The organism is Hymenobacter terrenus (assembly GCF_000972495.1).
Lineage (GTDB): Bacteria > Bacteroidota > Bacteroidia > Cytophagales > Hymenobacteraceae > Hymenobacter > Hymenobacter terrenus.
On sequence record NZ_LATM01000001.1, the window covers coordinates 431,851 to 448,223 of the forward strand.

The 16,373-nt window shown below is 61.4% G+C and carries 15 protein-coding genes and 1 riboswitch; of the genes, 8 read left to right on the plus strand and 7 right to left on the minus strand.

Annotated elements, in window-relative coordinates; translation table 11 throughout:
• Window positions 1-32: 32 nt before the first annotated feature.
• Window positions 33-106: riboswitch (Fluoride riboswitch) on the plus strand.
• A gap of 48 nt (window positions 107-154) precedes the next feature.
• Both WX88_RS31280 and WX88_RS01865 read left to right on the plus strand, forming a co-directional pair.
• Window positions 155-397 carry a hypothetical protein gene (locus tag WX88_RS31280; protein WP_231590600.1) on the plus strand — a complete coding sequence of 81 codons (243 nt, stop codon included), beginning with the start codon at window positions 155-157 and terminating at the stop codon, window positions 395-397.
• A complete protein-coding gene (locus WX88_RS01865) occupies window positions 358-1,461 on the plus strand; it encodes a chloride channel protein (protein ID WP_231590601.1) in 1,104 nt (367 codons plus the stop codon). Before WX88_RS31280 ends, WX88_RS01865 begins: the two co-directional genes overlap by 40 nt.
• Window positions 1,462-1,492: 31 nt before the next feature.
• On the opposite strand, the gene WX88_RS01870 is transcribed toward WX88_RS01865, so the two are convergent.
• Window positions 1,493-2,029 (minus strand): hypothetical protein, encoded by a 537-nt coding sequence (locus WX88_RS01870; protein WP_156175899.1) that lies wholly within the window; start codon window positions 2,027-2,029, stop codon window positions 1,493-1,495.
• 231 nt (window positions 2,030-2,260) lie between these two features.
• On the opposite strand from WX88_RS01870, the gene WX88_RS01875 reads away from it, so the two are divergent.
• The 3 genes from WX88_RS01875 to WX88_RS27075 are packed head-to-tail and all read left to right on the plus strand — an operon-like array spanning window position 2,261 to window position 5,062.
• Window positions 2,261-2,818 (plus strand): RNA polymerase sigma factor, encoded by a 558-nt coding sequence (locus tag WX88_RS01875; protein ID WP_231590602.1) that lies wholly within the window; start codon window positions 2,261-2,263, stop codon window positions 2,816-2,818.
• 10 nt (window positions 2,819-2,828) lie between these two features.
• Entirely contained in the window at window positions 2,829-3,887 is a 1,059-nt protein-coding gene (locus tag WX88_RS01880) for a hypothetical protein (protein ID WP_046242582.1), read from the plus strand.
• A 23-nt stretch (window positions 3,888-3,910) separates the two neighbouring features.
• Window positions 3,911-5,062, plus strand: coding sequence for an outer membrane beta-barrel protein (locus tag WX88_RS27075; RefSeq protein WP_052732243.1), 1,152 nt, complete (start codon window positions 3,911-3,913; stop codon window positions 5,060-5,062).
• Between the two features lie 149 nt (window positions 5,063-5,211).
• Here the strand turns inward: WX88_RS27075 and WX88_RS01890 are convergent, their stop codons facing one another.
• On the minus strand, window positions 5,212-5,970 hold the full coding sequence (locus WX88_RS01890) for a TrmH family RNA methyltransferase (RefSeq protein WP_046242583.1): 759 nt from the start codon (window positions 5,968-5,970) through the stop codon (window positions 5,212-5,214).
• On the opposite strand from WX88_RS01890, the gene tamL reads away from it, so the two are divergent.
• Complete coding sequence (gene tamL, locus WX88_RS01895) at window positions 5,961-8,630, plus strand: translocation and assembly module lipoprotein TamL (protein ID WP_197076636.1); 2,670 nt, start codon at window positions 5,961-5,963, stop codon at window positions 8,628-8,630. The genes WX88_RS01890 and tamL overlap by 10 nt on opposite strands.
• Window positions 8,631-8,770: 140 nt before the next feature.
• Here tamL and WX88_RS01900 read toward each other — a convergent pair whose 3' ends face one another.
• Entirely contained in the window at window positions 8,771-10,846 is a 2,076-nt protein-coding gene (locus tag WX88_RS01900) for an alpha-ketoacid dehydrogenase subunit alpha/beta (protein ID WP_394331742.1), read from the minus strand.
• Between the two features lie 293 nt (window positions 10,847-11,139).
• On the opposite strand from WX88_RS01900, the gene hemF reads away from it, so the two are divergent.
• Together hemF and WX88_RS01910 are read left to right on the plus strand one after the other, a co-directional pair.
• Window positions 11,140-12,060, plus strand: a complete 921-nt coding sequence (hemF, locus tag WX88_RS01905; protein WP_394331740.1) for an oxygen-dependent coproporphyrinogen oxidase — start codon at window positions 11,140-11,142, stop codon at window positions 12,058-12,060.
• Window positions 12,061-12,207: 147 nt separating this feature from the next.
• Window positions 12,208-12,816 carry a phosphatase PAP2 family protein gene (locus WX88_RS01910; RefSeq protein WP_046242585.1) on the plus strand — a complete coding sequence of 203 codons (609 nt, stop codon included), beginning with the start codon at window positions 12,208-12,210 and terminating at the stop codon, window positions 12,814-12,816.
• Window positions 12,817-12,905: 89 nt separating this feature from the next.
• Here the strand turns inward: WX88_RS01910 and WX88_RS01915 are convergent, their stop codons facing one another.
• From WX88_RS01915 to WX88_RS01930, 4 genes are all read right to left on the minus strand, one after another.
• Window positions 12,906-13,109 (minus strand): hypothetical protein, encoded by a 204-nt coding sequence (locus WX88_RS01915; protein ID WP_046242586.1) that lies wholly within the window; start codon window positions 13,107-13,109, stop codon window positions 12,906-12,908.
• A 69-nt stretch (window positions 13,110-13,178) separates the two neighbouring features.
• A complete protein-coding gene (locus WX88_RS01920) occupies window positions 13,179-14,753 on the minus strand; it encodes an MBL fold metallo-hydrolase (RefSeq protein ID WP_046242587.1) in 1,575 nt (524 codons plus the stop codon).
• A 97-nt stretch (window positions 14,754-14,850) separates the two neighbouring features.
• Window positions 14,851-15,348, minus strand: coding sequence for a hypothetical protein (locus tag WX88_RS01925; protein WP_197076637.1), 498 nt, complete (start codon window positions 15,346-15,348; stop codon window positions 14,851-14,853).
• A 293-nt stretch (window positions 15,349-15,641) separates the two neighbouring features.
• A complete protein-coding gene (locus tag WX88_RS01930; protein WP_046242589.1) occupies window positions 15,642-16,358 on the minus strand; it encodes a DUF3108 domain-containing protein in 717 nt (238 codons plus the stop codon).
• Window positions 16,359-16,373 lie beyond the last annotated feature (15 nt).

Consider the following 16,373-nt stretch of genomic DNA (forward strand, 5'->3'; position numbering starts at 1 on the left):
GGCCGCGGCGCTGATGAAACCGTTTATATTTGCCGCACTACGGTGATGGATTTCCACCGCGAACCGCCGGAGCCAGGGGCTCTGCGCTGATGATTCCTACGGAACGGACGGCCAGGGTGGCCGCGCCGTATAGCTTATCATACCGTTCGCTCCCGTGGCCCCACGTTTCAACTTCTTCCGTCTGCTGCCCGCCCTAATACGAGTCTTAAGCACCACTACTTCGGCCTTGTTTTTCCTGCTGCGCTGGCTGCTGATTAGCGGGCTGGTGGGTGGGCTGGCCGGTACGGCATCGGCAGGCTTCCTGGTAGCGCTAGACGGGGTGACGCACTGGCGCGAGGCCCACCCCTGGGCCTTGCCTTGGCACTGCTGCCAGGAGCGGGTCTGCTCGTCGGGCTAGCATACCATTATTTCGGCAATCAGGTGGTACGCGGCAACAACCTTATTCTCGATGAGATTCACCAGCCCCGCACGCTCATTCCGCTGCGCATGGTGCCGCTGGTGCTGGGCGGCACGCTGGCCACGCACCTGTTTGGCGGCTCGGCGGGGCGCGAGGGCACGGCCGTGCAGATGGGAGGCGCTCTGGCCGACCAACTCGCCCGCTGGCTGGGCCTGCGCCCGCGCGACCGCCGGCTGCTGCTCATCGCGGGCATGAGCTCGGGGTTTGCCTCGGTATTTGGCACACCGCTGGCGGGGGCGGTATTTGGGCTGGAAGTGTTGCGGCTGGGCGCGGTTCGCTACGAGGCCCTCCTCCCCAGCTTCCTGGCCGCCGTATTGGCCGACCTCGTGACCCGGGTCTGGGGCGTTGGCCACACTCCCTACCCCACCCTGGAAGCGCTGCCCCTCACGCCGCTTTTGCTGGGCTGCACGCTGCTGGCAGGGGCATTGTGTGGCCTCACGGCCCGCAGCTTCGCCGCGCTGGCTCACGCTACTGGCCGCGTGTTCGGGCGCCTTGCTTACCCGCCGCTGCGGCCGGTGTTAGGCGGTGCGCTGGTGGCCCTACTAATGTGGGCGTTGGGCACCAGCCGGTTCAGCGGGCTGGGCATTCCGGTTATTGTCGAAGCCTTTCAGCACCCGCTGGCCCCCACGGATTTTGCCTGGAAGCTGGGGCTGACGGCCCTCACGCTGGGCTGCGGCTTCAAGGGAGGCGAGGTGACGCCGCTGTTTTTTATTGGGGCGGCGCTGGGCAGCGCGCTGGCGGTAATACTGCCGCTGCCGGTGGCGCTGCTGGCGGCCATGGGCTTCGTGGGCGTATTTGCGGGCGCGGCCAACACGCCCCTGGCCTGCACGTTGATGGGGCTGGAATTATTCGGGGCCAGCGCGGCCGTGTACCTGGCGCTGACCTGTGTGGTGGCGTATTTCTTCTCAGGGCACAGTGGGATTTACAGCTCGCAGGTGGTGGAGCAGGCCAAACAGCTGCGTTTTGGCCGGCAGCAGGGCAAGCGGCTGGGGGAGCTGAAGTAGCGTCCGGGCAGCTACCCGTACCGGCAACTACTTACAACAGAATATCAAACGACAGCAGGGGCATAACGAGCAGCTTGCGGCGCACGATGCGCATAGAGCCTTCTACGTAGTTGGTTTCGAAGCTATTCGCGGCCAGCACATTCAGACCCAGGCGGAAATCGTGGCTGAATCGCAGGTTGACGCCCGCCCCACCGCCGATGTTGAAGTCGCTCAGGTTACCTCGGTCGTAGCCAACGTCCCAGTGGTAGAGGGAATAGACGCCGCCGATGCCCACGGCCGGCTCAATGCGCTTATTTTTAAGGGGGACGTAGTACGTGAGCAGGCCGATGGCCCCGCCGCCGAACTCCTTTTGGCGCTCGTACGTGAAAACCTGCGTGCCGGCCAGCCGGGCGCCGAAGTTCTTCAGGAACCGAGCTTCCGCCTGCACGCCCAGGGCTTTCGGATTGCCCACAATGCCCAGCGCAACCCGGTAGGGCTGGTAGAGCGGCGGGGCGGGCAGGTTCTGCGCCCGCGCGGCAAGGTTGGGAGTCAACAGTAGAGCAAAGGCAATTAGTAGGCGTCTTTTCATATGCTATCCGATGAGGGGACTGATTCATTTATTGATGAAGCCGATTCGAAACTCAATGTTGCCGGTCATGCTCTGCTGCGCTGTGCATGACCGGCAACATTGACCTCCTACCGTGGCTTCGGTGCAAGAATCAAATATACTGGCGTGTGCTGCGTATTAATTTTTAGCCCCAGGCAACCCTTGCTCCGGTTCTGGCATCTGCCGCGCTACCTCACCATCGTACCCGCTCTTTTGCCCACAACTACTGTGACCGAAGCCGACCTCATCGCTGCCTGTGTGCGGGGCGAGCACCGGGCCCAGCGCCAACTCTACGACCAGCTGGCCGGGCTGATGCTCACCGTGTGCCGCCGCTACCTCAAGCGCCGCGAAGATGCCGAAGAAGCCCTCTTGCTGGGCTTTGCCAAGATGTTCCGGGCCCTGCCCAACTACCGGTTCGAGGGCAGCTTCGAGGGCTGGGTGCGCCGCATCATGGTGAACGAGGCCCTGATGCAGCTGCGCCAACGCGAGATGATGACCGTGTCGTTCGAAGATTTTGCGCAGCCCGAGAACCTGGCCACCACCGCCGCCACCGCTGACACCCAGCTGCAAGCCGAAGACCTGATGGACCTGCTGGCCACCCTCCCCGCCGGCTACCGCACCGTATTCAACCTTTACGCCCTAGAGGGCTACGGCCACCAGGAAATCGCCGAGCTGCTGGGCATCAGCGAGGGTACCAGCAAGTCGCAACTGAGCAAGGCCCGCGCCATGCTCCAGCGCCGGGTCCAGTTCTCTGCCATTGCTACCAATTAAACGTCGACCTATGCTTCCCGAAGATATTGATGACTTATTCCACGATAAGCTCGCCGGCCACCAAACGCCACCAGCCGATGCGCTCTGGGCCCGCCTCCAGGCCGGCGCCGATGCCGCGCCCGACGCCCCCAACCAGCGCCTCGACCAGCTTTTCCAGCAGGGCCTGAACACCCACGCCACGCCCCCCGGCCGCGAGCTTTGGGAGCGCCTCGAAGACGAGCACCTGCGCCCCCGCAAGCGCCGGCCCGCCGCGTGGTGGCCCATGGCCCTGGCCGCGGCCGTGGCCCTGCTGCTGGTCGCTGGCGGCGCAGGCCTGTGGCTGGGCTTCCCGGCGGGCAGCTCCGGGCAAGGAACCCTGGCTACCCAACCAGCGCGGGGCCCGAAGTCGACCGTCCGCAACCAGCCGGCACCCACGCCAGCTGTGGCCGGCGCGCCCGCTAAGCAGGCTCCCGCAGTGGCCAACAACGGGGCGGCCACGCTGGAAACGGCTATTTTCGCCGCCGCGCAGAAAAATGTGGCCACCCAGGCAACCCGCTCCCAAGGACTCGCATCTACCGCACCAAAGGCTAAGATGTCAGCCGCCGGGCCGTCGCCCCGCCACTTGAAAGGAACTAACCGGCAGCCGGACGCGGCCACCGGGCAAGCGCCCCTCCTGGCCCGCACGACGCCCCACGCCGCCACCCAGCCACCCCGGCCCACCGCTGCTGACGAGCAGCTGCCGGCCCCCGCAACGGCAGTCGCCGTGAACCCAACCCCGGCGCCGGAAATCGTCCCCGCCCAACCCATACCCGCCCCCAGCCTGGCCAGCACGGGCGAGCTGATTACGGTGGACGTACGCAACGGGGCTACTCCCACCGCTCCGCCTACCAAAGTGCTCAGCACCGCCCTAGCGGCCGCCCAAGCCCCTCGGGGGGAGCGGCGCCGGCTGGGTAGCCGTCTCCTTCAGCAGGCCGGCCACCTGGTGCGGGGCGAGCGGGTCAGCCTGGCCGAAGTCACGGGCCTGCCCGAAACCGTAACTGTGCGGGCCACCGTAGCCGGCCGCAGCGTCACCAAGTCCATTCAATTGTAATTCACTCCCTCTCTTTAGAAATCATGCAACGCGCTTTTCTCTCCTTTTTTCTGTTGATGCTGGTGCTGGCCAGCGGGCTGAGCACGGCCCGCGCCAGTCACCTAGCCGCCAATGCTGGTGTGAAAGACACCATCGTGGTCCGCCTGCCTAACCAAGCCACCCTCACCCTGACGGTGCGCGACGCGGCCCAGCTGCGGGAGCTCAAGAAATACCAGCTCGACTCCCTCACCTCGCGCCTGGCCAACTACATTACCCAGGCCGAAACCGCGGCTAAAAATGCCTCCACCGACCAGGTAACCCTGCAATTCTTCCCCGACAAAGACCAGCCTGGCAAGAACCTGCCCGAGCAAATCCGCATCACCACCCATAAGAAAGCCGCCAATACCAACCGCGTAGATGTACTGCTCAACAAAGCCTTCGGCGTAGTGGTGACCACCAATGAGAACGGCTCCAAGTCTTACGATACTACCGGGGGCAAGTCTAAGGAACAGCGCCAGGCCCACCGGGACTCGGTTCGCCTAAAAAGCTTCGAAAACCGCCGTGGAGCGAACCTTATATTCGACCTGGGGCTTAACACCTTCGTCAATCAAAAGCAGTACTTCGCCCCCAATGGTCAGCCCGAAACCATTGACCTGCGGCCCGAAGGCTCCCGCTACGTCAATGTTGGCTTTCACTGGGACATTCCCTTGGGTGGCAAGCGTAGCCCGGTAAGCGTGACGACCGGCTACGAAGTGTCTGTCAATAACTATATGCTAGAAGGCAACTATAGGTGGGTGAATGAGAACGGCCGCACCGATGTCATCCTGAACCGGGAGGGTCACCAGTACCAGAAGACCAAGCTGGCTACTTCCAGCATTAACCTGCCCGTGATGCTGCGCCTTCAACTGCGCGACTCGCACTACAAACCCACCTTTCTCGTTAGCGCGGGCGGCTTCATTGGCTACCGCATCAGGTCCTGGACCAAGGTGAAATACACCAACGAGGGCACCACGTATAAAGACAAAGACCGGGGCAGCTACAACATGGAGAGCTTGCTCTATGGCCTGCAAGGCACCATTGGCTACAACAACCTGGAGCTATTTGCCAAGTATAACATGAACGGCCTGTTCAAAACCGGCGTCGGCCCGGACACGCAAGTACTCAGCTTCGGGGTGCGGATATTCGGGATTAATTAGCAGCCGCAATCGTTTCCTCACAATGAAATAAGCCCCGTCTCCGCAATGAGTCGGGGCTTATTTGCTCATTCAATGTAGAGACACGACCCTTGGCGTTGCGTGATTGAACAACTGGAACCACCCGAAATCCGCACACGGCCGGCTGCCTTCTACTGATTCCGAAAGAAGTTATCCAATAAGATAGCCGCTGAGATGGCCACGTTCAAACTCTCCGCTCCCCCGCTGGCACCGCGCGGAATGTGCAGCCGGCGCGTCAACGCGGCCGCCACGGCTGGGGTCAGGCCGTGCGACTCGCTGCCCATCACGAGCACGCCGGCCGGGCGCAGGGTGAGGTGGTGCACATTATCGCCTTCCAAATCGGCACCGAAAATGCCGACGGCGGGCGACAGCGTGGGCAGCCACTGCGTCAGGTCGCGCTCCCACACGGGCACCCGGGCGAAGGCTCCCATGCTGGCGGCCACAGTTTTGGGCGAGTACGGATCGGCGCAGCCAGGGCTGAGCACCACGCCGGGCAGGCCGTACCAATCGGCTAGGCGCAGCAGCGTGCCAAGGTTGCCGGGGTCGCGCACTTCGTCGAGCGCGAGCAACAAAGCAGATTCCGGCAGCGTTAGGGTCAACGGTTGCTCGGTGGGCAACCGGGCCACGGCCAGGGCGGTAGTATTGGTAGCCAGTGTGCCCAACTGGGTCAATTCCTGCTCGGTGGCAACGGTCAGCGGCAGCCGGCTGGGTAATTGGGCCTGGTTTTGGCCCGCAAACTCGGCCGTGACTAGCAGGTGTTCGGTTTCCAGGTCGGAACTTAGCAGCTCCAACACGCTTTTGCCTCCTTCGACCAAGAATGCTCCGTGCCGTTGCCGGTACTTTTTCTGGTGCAGCGACTGCACGTATTTGCCAAGTGCTTTTGAAACCATTGTTGTCTGACTATTCATCGAAGCTACGGCCCGCCCGCTGGCGAAGCTGGCGCATGGGCCCCTTGCTAAGCCTGCTGCTGCTGGCGGCCTGCTCGCCGTTTGGACTGCTGCGGCCCAACCAACGCCTGCTGAGCCGGGTCGAGCTAAATGGGGTGGAACAAGCCGACAAAGAACGGCTCACCGCTCTGGCCCAGCAACAGCCCAATACCCGCTTCCCGCTTCCCAAACTGGCCATCTACCAGTTGGGCAACCGTTTTTACGACTCCGTGCGCCTCAAAAGCAAGCTGCGCAAAATCGAAATTGCTTCCGATGCCCAGATTAAGGCGGCCGGTGTCGACTCGGCTAAGATAGGGAAGCTGCTGGTGCGGCGCGAGCGCAAAGTCGAGCGCAAGGAGCTGGCTTTGGACAAGGGCAACGCCATTATGCGCCTGGGCGAAGCTCCCATCGTCTACGATTCGGCCCGCACGCGCAGCTCTGTGGAGCAAATGACGACTTACTTACATTCGCAGGGCTTTTTTCGGGCGCGAGTGACGGCCACCGATACCGCTCGCTACAGGCATAGTTTAGTAGTAAGGGCTCTGCATGCCGTAGGTTCTATTTTCCCCGACAAGCCGGACTCGCTCGATGCCATCAAGCCCTACCGCCGCGTCACGGTGACCTATAACATCACCGAAAATAAGCCTTTCCTGTACCACTTGCAGCCGCCCAGCATCCCCGACTCCGGCGTGGCTGCCGTGGTACGTCAGGGCCAGGGGGCCTCGCTGCTGCGCGAGAACGAGCGATACAACGAAGAACAGATTGGCCAGGAGCGCACGCGGCTCGAAACCCTGCTGAAAAATGCTGGCTACTACGACTTTCGTGCGCAGTACATCACCCTCGAAGCCGATACGAGCTACGAGAAATTCACGGTGCGGCTCCGCACGCTCATTGCCAACCCCAGCCCTACCCAGGGCCACCGCGTGTATATGGTGCGCTCGGTACGCTTCGTGACCGATGCCGGTGTGGGCCGTACGCTCCGCGCCGCAGCTGGCGACACACTGCGGCGGGCGGGTGCTCCTAGCCTCCAGCGCACCCGCCCCGGCCTGGGCGTGCGCACCGATACCATCGTTACTGATTCAATACACTTTGCCGCCTACAAGCAGAAGTACAGCACCAGCCTGCTGGCCCGTAAGGTACTGGTGCGGCCTGGCCAGCGCTACAGCCTCGACCGGACTATGCAAACCCAGCGCTTGCTGGCCGACCTGGACATGTTCCGCTTCAACACCGTGAACTACCGCAAGCTGCCAGCCTCTCCCACCGCCGACAGTGCTGGCCTGAATCCCACCCCAGGTGAGCTGACCGCGGTTATCAGCGCCTCACCCTCACCCAAATTCTCTGAAAGCAGCGAAATCGGGGCTACTTACGTGGCCTACCTACCCGGGCCTTTTCTCAACCTGCGCCTCAAAACCCGTAACCCTTTTGGCGGGGCCGAAGTGCTGGAGCTGGGCGTGCGGGCTGGTTTTGAGGGTCAGCTCACCCGCATTGCCGCGACCAACGACCAGACCAATGCCGTGTACACCACGCAGCTAGGAGCTACGGCGGCGCTGGTGCTGCCACAGTTTCTGATACCTTTTAAGACCAACCACTTCCTTACCCGCTACAATCCCAAAACCCGGTTCTCGCTCTCCGAAACGTACGTCAACCGGCCTGAATATACCCGCTCCAACTTCGAGTTTGCCTACGATTACATCTGGCAGCGGTCGGTGTTTCATCAGTACGTGTTTTCGCCAGTGGTAATTACGCTGGTGAACTCCTCGGTTAGTGCCCCGTTTCAGAGGCGGCTTGATACCTTGCGGATTAAGGAAGGCTCGTCGCTGTACCGCTCTTTCAACAAGCAGATTGAGCCGAGCTTCAGCTTCACTTCGCTTTATAACTCCAATGATTTCAACGAAACCCGTGACGCTCATTATGTGCGGATTTTTGCCGAAATCGGTGGCCTGACGCGCGGGCTCTACCAGAATGAGCTATTTAAGCAAACGGGTATCAGCGTGTATGATTTTGCCCGCGCCAGTGTCGACTACCGCAGGTATTACCGCCTCAGCCCCCAAACCTACTTTGTGTGGCGCCTCAACGGTGGGTCGGTTCACGCGCTCTCGCGGACGTTCGACCCGCTTACCAACGCTGACCCATTTATTGTTCCTTACGATAAGTCGTTTTTTGCGGGCGGCTCTACTAGCTTGCGTGCCTGGCAGCCCCGCCGGCTCGGTCCCGGAGGCTACACGCCCCGTTTGTCTAATGGCCAGCGCGACTACATTACGGAGCAACCCGGTGAGCTTCTGCTGGAAGGCAGTGTGGAATACCGCTTTCCCATCTACAGCTTTGTGAAAGGAGCTTTTTTCACCGACTTTGGCAACGTGTGGGGCTTGCAGGAAAGAAAAAACGAGCAGGGCGAATTCCTGCGGCCCGGTGCCCAGTTTCAGCTTAACAGGTTCTACAGGCAGATTGCAGTAGGCTCCGGCCTGGGAATCCGCTTCGACTTTACCTTCCTCATTCTGCGCCTCGACATGGCCACCAAAGTATACGACCCCACCGCGCCATTCACTCAGCGCTGGGCACTGCGCAGATTCGACACGAGTGCCAACCCTATTTCTTTCAATCTCGGTATCGGATACCCCTTCTAGATAAGTGCCCAGCGCCACCAAAGCAGCTACATCACCCAGGCGGTCAGGCTGAGTGGAGCCGAAACATTCTAACACGGTTTCACGGTCGGGGTAGCATTACACGAATTCTGTAGTTCGCGCAACGCTACCCCGAAGCCGCGCTAATACCCCAGTAGCTCCCCTAGTGCTACGGCTACTTTGGCGGCGCTGGGCAGCATTTGCCGCTCCAGTTCCACGTTGAGGGCAATGGCGGGCAGGTTGGCGGCGCCAAGGGTGAAGACCGGCGCATCGAGCGCTTCGAAGCAGTGGCGTTGAATGCGGCCGGCCAGACTTTCGGCGAAACTGTTCATCAGCGGCTCTTCGGTGAGCACCAGCACTTTGCCGTGGCGGCGAGTGGCCGTAGTCACGGCCTCAAAATCGAGTGGGTTCAAGGTGCGCAGGTCCAGGATTTCGACCTGGCCGGGGAAGTTGCGGCTGGCAGCTTTGGCCCAGTGTACGCCCATGCCATAGGTCACTACCAGAGCGGTTTCGCCCTGGCTCAGCTTCTCCGGGTCGGCGGCCTGGGCTACGGCGGCCTGACCCAGCGGGATGACGTAGCCAGCCGCGGGCTCCACGGTTTTGGCGTCTTCGGTACCCGGCACCTTGCTCCAATACAGACCCTTGTGCTCCAGCATCACCACCGGGTTGGGGTCCAGGAATGCCGCCCGCATCAGCCCTTTCATATCGGCCGCGTTGCTCGGATACACTACTTTAATGCCCCGAATGGTAAGGAGCGTGCTTTCAATTGAGCCCGAATGGTAGGGCCCGCCGCCGCCATAAGCCCCAATCGGCACCCGGATGAGGGCCGGAATCGGGAACTTGCCCATGGAGAGGTAGCACGATTTCGAAAGCTCTTCCACCAGCTGATTCAGCGAAGGCCAGATGTAGTCGGCAAACTGAATTTCGACGATGGGCCGCGCACCCACGGCCGCCATGCCCGCCGTGCTGCCCACGATATACGCCTCCTGAATAGGCGTGTTGAACACCCGCGAATCACCGTATTTTTTGGCCAGCAGCGCGGCTTCGCGGAATACGCCGCCCAGCTCGCCGCCCACGTCCTGGCCATAAAAGAGGGCCTCGGGAAACTCCCGCAAAATGTCGTCCACGGCGTGCAGGCCCGCGTCTACCATCAGCACTTTTTCGGCGCCGGCGGGGCTGCGCTCGCCGGCCTCGGCGGTTACGGCGGGGGGCGCAAATTCGTGGTCGGCAAAGGTGGTCGGGTCAGGGTTGGGAGCAGCCAGCGCTTCGGCCCAGTCGGCGCGTACGGTAGCCTGGGCCTCAGCGGTCAGCCCCGCCAGCTCCTCTTCGCCGAAGCCGTTTCGCAGCATTTGCTGGTGTAGGCGGGGCAGCGGGTCCTGCTCCTGGTGCGCCACCAAGTCGTGGCGGTACCACTCGCGCCGCACGCCGCTGGTGTGGTGGCCCAGCAAGGGGCATTTGGCGTGCACCAGCACAGGCCCGCGCCGGGCCCGCACGTGCGCAAAAGCTTCAGTCAGCCCACGATGCGACGACCCAAAATCGGCCCCGTCCACTTGCAAGCGCCGCAGCCCTGGAAAACCAGCCGCAAACTCATAGGCATTCATGGCGCGCATTTCGCGGCCGGTGGCCGAAATGCCCCAGTCATTGTCCTGCACCAAATACACAATGGGTAGCTGGTGCAGCACGGCCATTTGCAAGGCTTCCGCCACCTCGCCCTCGGTCATCGCCCCATCGCCAATGGAGCAGAGCACCAGCGGCGGCGAGTTTGGCGTTGAAAGCTGAGCGATGGAAGTTGTTTTTTCAACTGAAGCGGCGGGCTCGTTTTCAGTGCTGACCTTCTCAATTTTAGTGCTTTCAAAATACTTGATGGCATGGGCCATGCCCGTGGCCGGAATGGCCTGCATGCCCGTGGCCGAGCTTTGGTGCGGAATAACCGGGATGCCCGCCCGCCGCAGCGAAGGGTGCGAATAGTAGGTGCGCCCCCCGCTAAAGGGGTCGTCGGCCTTGGCCAACAGTTGCAGCATCAACTCATAGGGCCGCAGGCCCAGGCCGAGCAGCAGGGCATCGTCACGGTAATAGGGCGCGGCGTAGTCGGTTTCGGTAAGGAGGAAGGCAGCGGCCAGTTGGACGGCTTCGTGGCCCCGGGCGGTGGCATGCACGTAGCGGGCGGCCGTGGCTTTTTCTTCTTCGTAGAGCGTGGCCATGGCAGCGGCCGTCTGCATGAGGCGGTAGGCCCGCCGCAGTAGCTCTTTATCCAACGCCGGCACCGAGGCGGCAGGGCCGGTGGGAGCTGTGAAGGCCGCCGCCGCCGCGGCCGCGGCATTGGCTACGCGGGTAGAAGCCAGGTCGGTAGTTTCAGAAGCAGCGGAAGCAGCAAATTCAGACATTGGGCGCAGGAAAAGTGAGGCCACAAAAGTACGCTCCACCCGCTACCGTATCTTTGGCCCGGCCACGGCGACTTGCCCCCACGCCCCTACTTCCGCCTTTCTTCTGTGCCCTTTGCGGTCAACCTCTTGTGATTTCGTCTTTCTCTCCCACCTCTCGCCCCGAAATTGAAACCTGGCTGGCTGATTTTCAGCTCCGCCTCTGCCAGCAGCTCGAAGCGGCCGATGCCGGCCCGTCCCGCTTCCGCACCGATGCCTGGCAGCGCGAAGGCGGCGGGGGTGGCCGCTCGAAAGTGCTGGAAAACGGCCGCATTCTCGAAAAAGGTGGGGTAGGTTTTTCCGCCGTCTGGGGCCAGATGAGCGAAGCCGCTGCTCGGCAGCTCCACATGCCCGACCCGCATTTCTACGCCACCGGCGTGAGCGTGGTGCTGCACCCGCGCAGCCCCCGGGTGCCCATCATCCACATGAACGTACGCTATTTCGAAGCCGGCAACGGTGAGGCGTGGTTTGGCGGCGGCATCGACCTAACCCCGATTTATGTGGACGAGGGGCAGGCCCGCCGGTTCCATACCCAGCTGCGCGAAGTTTGCGACCGCCACAATCCAGCCTATTATCCCAAGTTCACGCGCTGGGCCGATGACTATTTCTTCCTGCCGCACCGCCAGGAAACCCGGGGCGTAGGCGGCATTTTCTATGACCGCCTCACCGTTGGTTCGGATGGCACGCTGGAAGAGCTATTCGCTTTCATGCGCGATGTAGCCGAGCTATTCGGGCCCTTCTATACCGAGGTAATGACTGAAAACCAGGCGCTCACTTTCACCGAACGCGAAGAAGCCTGGCAAACCATCCGCCGCGCCCGCTACGCCGAGTTCAACCTGGCCTTCGACCGCGGCACCCGCTTCGGCCTCGAAACCGGCGGCCGGACCGAATCCATTCTCATGAGCCTGCCCCCGCGCACCGGCTGGGCCTACAACCCCGCCCCACCCGCCCCCGGCACCCCCGAAGCGGCCACCCTGGCCTGGCTTCGCAAAGGCGTTGACTGGCTGGAATAGCTGAATTAAAAACGGAGAAGCTGTTTCGTAATTCACCCAACCGTCATGCTTCGGCGGCGCTCAGCATGACGGTTCGAATATCTTCTTCGATTTACTCAATTGCTTCGGAGAGTTAAAAGCTAAAAACACCCTTGTCGGACCACAAAAATGCTCCTTTTTAGTTCTCCGTTTTTACTTTTTTCTTTCCAGTCTCTCAAGGACCTTGACCGCCGCCTGCTGGTGGCTATCAACCACGCCCACACCCCGGCCCTGGATGCGATAATGACTTTTGCCTCCAACCGCTACGTGTGGTTCCCAGCTTACGCGCTGCTCATTATCTGGCTGATTTATTACTTCCGGCGGCAGGCCGTGCTGCTCCTGCCGCTCGTGATAGCAGCCGTCTCTCTGGCCGACAGCATCACCAGCCGCTTGTTTAAGCCCTTTTTCGCCCGCCCCCGCCCCTGCCATGACGGCGTGCTGGCCTACCAGCTCCACTTGCCCGATGGCTGCGGCGGGCAATTCGGCTTCCTGTCCTCCCACGCGGCTAACTCGATGGCTCTGGCGATTTTTCTGCTGCTGGTGCTGCCCGCCAGCCGCCTGCGCGGCCTCAAAACAGGTGCTTTCATTTGGGCGGGCCTACTCTCCTACAGCCGCATCTATTTAGGTGCCCACTACCCAACTGACGTACTGGGGGGGGCCGCCGTGGGGGCGCTGCTAGCCTGGTTGGCAGCACTGGCCTACCAAACATTTTCTCCGAAGATGAGTCCGAAAGCCTAGCACTTTCGCGTGGCTTATCACGGGCTTTCCAGCCCACCAATCCCAAACAGGCCCCGCCGTGGTTACAGCAGGGCCTGTTTGGTAATAGCCTATTTAGCGGGCTTCCGGTTGCCGGTGTGGCCGTCGCCTTTGTCGCCCTGGCCGGGCTTGCTGGTCTTTTTGGAGTTGTGCTTATCGTCTTGCGATAGGGACCGGTGCAAGTCAACCGATTCCTCAATCCGGCCTTCCTCGTCACGGCGGACGTAGCGTTTATCGCCCTCGTGCGGTTCTGTTAGTTCGCGTTTGCTAGCCATTGTGTCAGGATACTTGGTATACCCCTTGTACGCCCCTCCTTTTCAACTGGTTGCCGGTGCATTCTGGCTTCAGAAGCCAGTAGTCGGTTCGGTGGCCCGGATAATTTTCTCCCAGGCCAGGGGGCTGGTGTGCATGGCGAACACGCGCTGCACCGGCCAGCCCAGTTCCTCGGCCCGGCCGCGCACCTCCGCCGTGTACTGGAGTTGGAAGAAAGTGGTATTGTCAGCATTAAGCTGAACGAGGTCGCTACCGTAGAGCAAATGATGTTCAGGAAAATACACGAGCATCATGCGTTCACCGGTTTCACTGCGCATGGGGGCAATTTCCAGCCGATTAGGGCCCTGACCTAGCGTCAGCTTCTGGCTCACATACCGGATAGACGGCTTTTTTCGGGAGGTTTGCTGCCAGGCATCCGGCTTGGTCCGAAACGACGAGCGTAACAGCTTTTCAATAATAGGGCGGTTCAGGTCCAGCGCATACACCGGAATGTTGCGGGCCGCGTACTCGCGCAAGCCGCCGAAGTGCGGCCACGCGTCGGAGGTGCTGATGACGGCTTTCACGGGCAGCCCCGGGTATAGCTGCTGAGCTTTCGCCAGTACGCCCGCCGAATACGCCGAAGAAATAGGTGCTTCGATAATTACCAGGCCGTCGGACTGCTTCACCACTGTCACATCCCAATTGCCCGGTATTTCATACACGCCCGGTGCGATTTCGGCGGCCGGGCGGGCAACACCACCAATCACGGGTAAAGGCTGGCGCTGGCGGGCCTGATAAGCCCTCCGCACGGCCGCAGGCACAGCAAACGAGTCGGCCGGGGCGCTGGCATTCACACGAAACTGCTCCACTAGCGCTGTGCGGTAGTACTGGCCATTGTACCAGGTATCGGTCTGCAATGGGTACCGCAGCCCGGTGGGGTCAAGCGTCCAAAACGAGTACAGGTTCACGATTTTAATATCGCCCCATATCTGAAAGAAATACCGGTCGTTGACGGGCCGCGTGATTTCCTGGCCCGTGGGCAGGCCCGTATCGTGGTTCAGAAACAGGCGCACCGGCCAGTTGCGCCACGTGAAGGCCACCACGTATTGAGTCACTCCTTGCAGCACAGTGTCTTTAGCGGAGCGCAGGTCGGGCGCCGCCAACGCCGTAAACAGCACCGTTCCGGGGCTCAAGTAGTTCTCCTCCTGCACGTCGGCAGGCCCTGGAGCAAACCGTCCCCGCCCTCCCAGCGCCACCACCGAATCCGTAACCACTGTGGTGCGGCCAAAAGTGCTGCCCAGCATGGCGTCGACCCGGTGCAGCCGCGCCTGCCGCTGGTTCACATCGCGCAGCTCATCAAAACTGAAGTACGCCGGAATGTAAGGACCTTCGAATCGTTCCGATTGCTCGAGCAGGTTGTAATGACCTCGGCCAGTAAGGCGCAGGCTACCCACGGCGCGCCAGCGGTCGGCGCCACCCATCTGCTGCACGGCGCGGCTCAGCAATGCACGCGCCCGCTCGGTGGCCGCCGTCGGCAGCTGCTGGCCCTGGGCAGCACCCGGTTGCCCAACGGCCAAGGTCGCGGCCAGCACAACCGCAACATGTAGTACTGAAGTACGCCCGGCCAGGCGCTGCCAGAAAGTAACTCGCTGCTTCAAATAATTCATGAAGAACTAATTAAACGATGAAGGTCTAGGGTGTAAAATCGTCTTCGCAGGGCGAAAAATGGGCTATAGAACCCTGAGCCTGGGCCTGGCCACAACGCTATATTTTGTCGAAAAGAACGAATCTATCTCGTTGCCAATCCAGCAATTCAACCGGACTTTGGCGGGTTTTCAGCTTGAACACCAGATAGTCGCCCAACCGCCAGCCGCGGCCGTCATGTCGGTCACGCTCATAAGTCATTTTGAAGGTGGTGGTGGTCAGTTTTTCGTACACAAACCGCTCTGCCGGGGGCGCCGCAGCCGCTCCAATGGCGGGCGCCGGTTCAAATACCAGTTGGTTGGCCAACCAGCCGGCGGCGGCAAACCGGCGAACGCCACCAAAATTGTCGTGGAGCACGGCTTCAAATTGATTTGTTGCCGCGTTGAAGCTCCAGGCCGATAATGACTTAAAAATGTTAGGCAGACGGTCGGCGTGACGGTACACCAATACCTGCCCGTCGAGGTCACCCACGAACGACACATCGGCCTCAATGGGCTTGCCAGTGGCAAACGCTCCTTGGCCAGCCCATTCGCCCAGAAAAAAATCCAGTTCGCGCATACGCGCCGCGGGTACCTGACCGACGGCTGACCCTGCCATAGCTACCAATATCAGCCCGGCAAGCAACGTATTCCTCATTGAATACCTTTTCATAATTCGCACATGATGTTGCGGTTGACTTTTCACCAGGCGCGCCAAGACAACCCTGCTAAGCACCAAGCGGCAGGCCTTGCGCCCGGCGCCCGAGTAGCCTCGCAGGTGAGGCAAAGCCAAGGCTTTAGTAAGTGAGCATTGAAAATGAAGTCGCGGCTCAGCAGAAGCAATGCAGCGGGCAGATGGCCGCCCACGCGGCATCAGATTTTGGTTTTGATGAACAGGCTACCATCGGGTTGGGCGAATACCGAACGGAGAAATTCGCCCGTAGTCGCATCGAGCCAGTACTCTGCTTCGAGGCCATTGGCGGCGAGCGTGACGTGGTGAGCCCGCACGAACTGGCCCCCTGGTCCGGCGAGCGCGTCGGCCGTTACGCGCTTGATGCGCGTGACGCTATTGCGGCGCAGTTCAGCGCTGTACGATTCGAACTCGGCCGTGTAGCCGGGCCGCAGGGGCAGCGCGCCCAGCAGGTACTCACTCAGGTAGCCGTCGAAGTACGGCTGAGGCATGGTAAAACCTTCGTTGAGTTCGATCTTGCCGTTGCGCTCCAGCAGCACCTTGATGGCTAAGCCACCGCGGTAGTCAAACGCCACCTTCTGCCCCGCGCCCACCGAGCCCACGTACACTGGCCGAAGCGTGGGCAGTTCGGCTACGCTGGAGTCGCGTTTGCCGTCGTTGCGCAGTTGCAAAAAGGTAAGTCGATGGTTTGCCGAGTCGACCCGGGTCACGAGGTTGAGCACGCGCTCCTTCTGTACCTGGGCGTTTTTATCCAGCCAAGTCAGCTTTACAAACACGTTACGAGGCCGAAAGTAGCGCTGATTGAACAGCTGGGCAGCCGGCACTAGGTGCGCGGGAGTCTGGGCCACGGCGCTGGCCGCGCCGGCCAGCCAAAGTAGTGAGATGAGGATGTAATTCATAGAGGTTAAAGACCT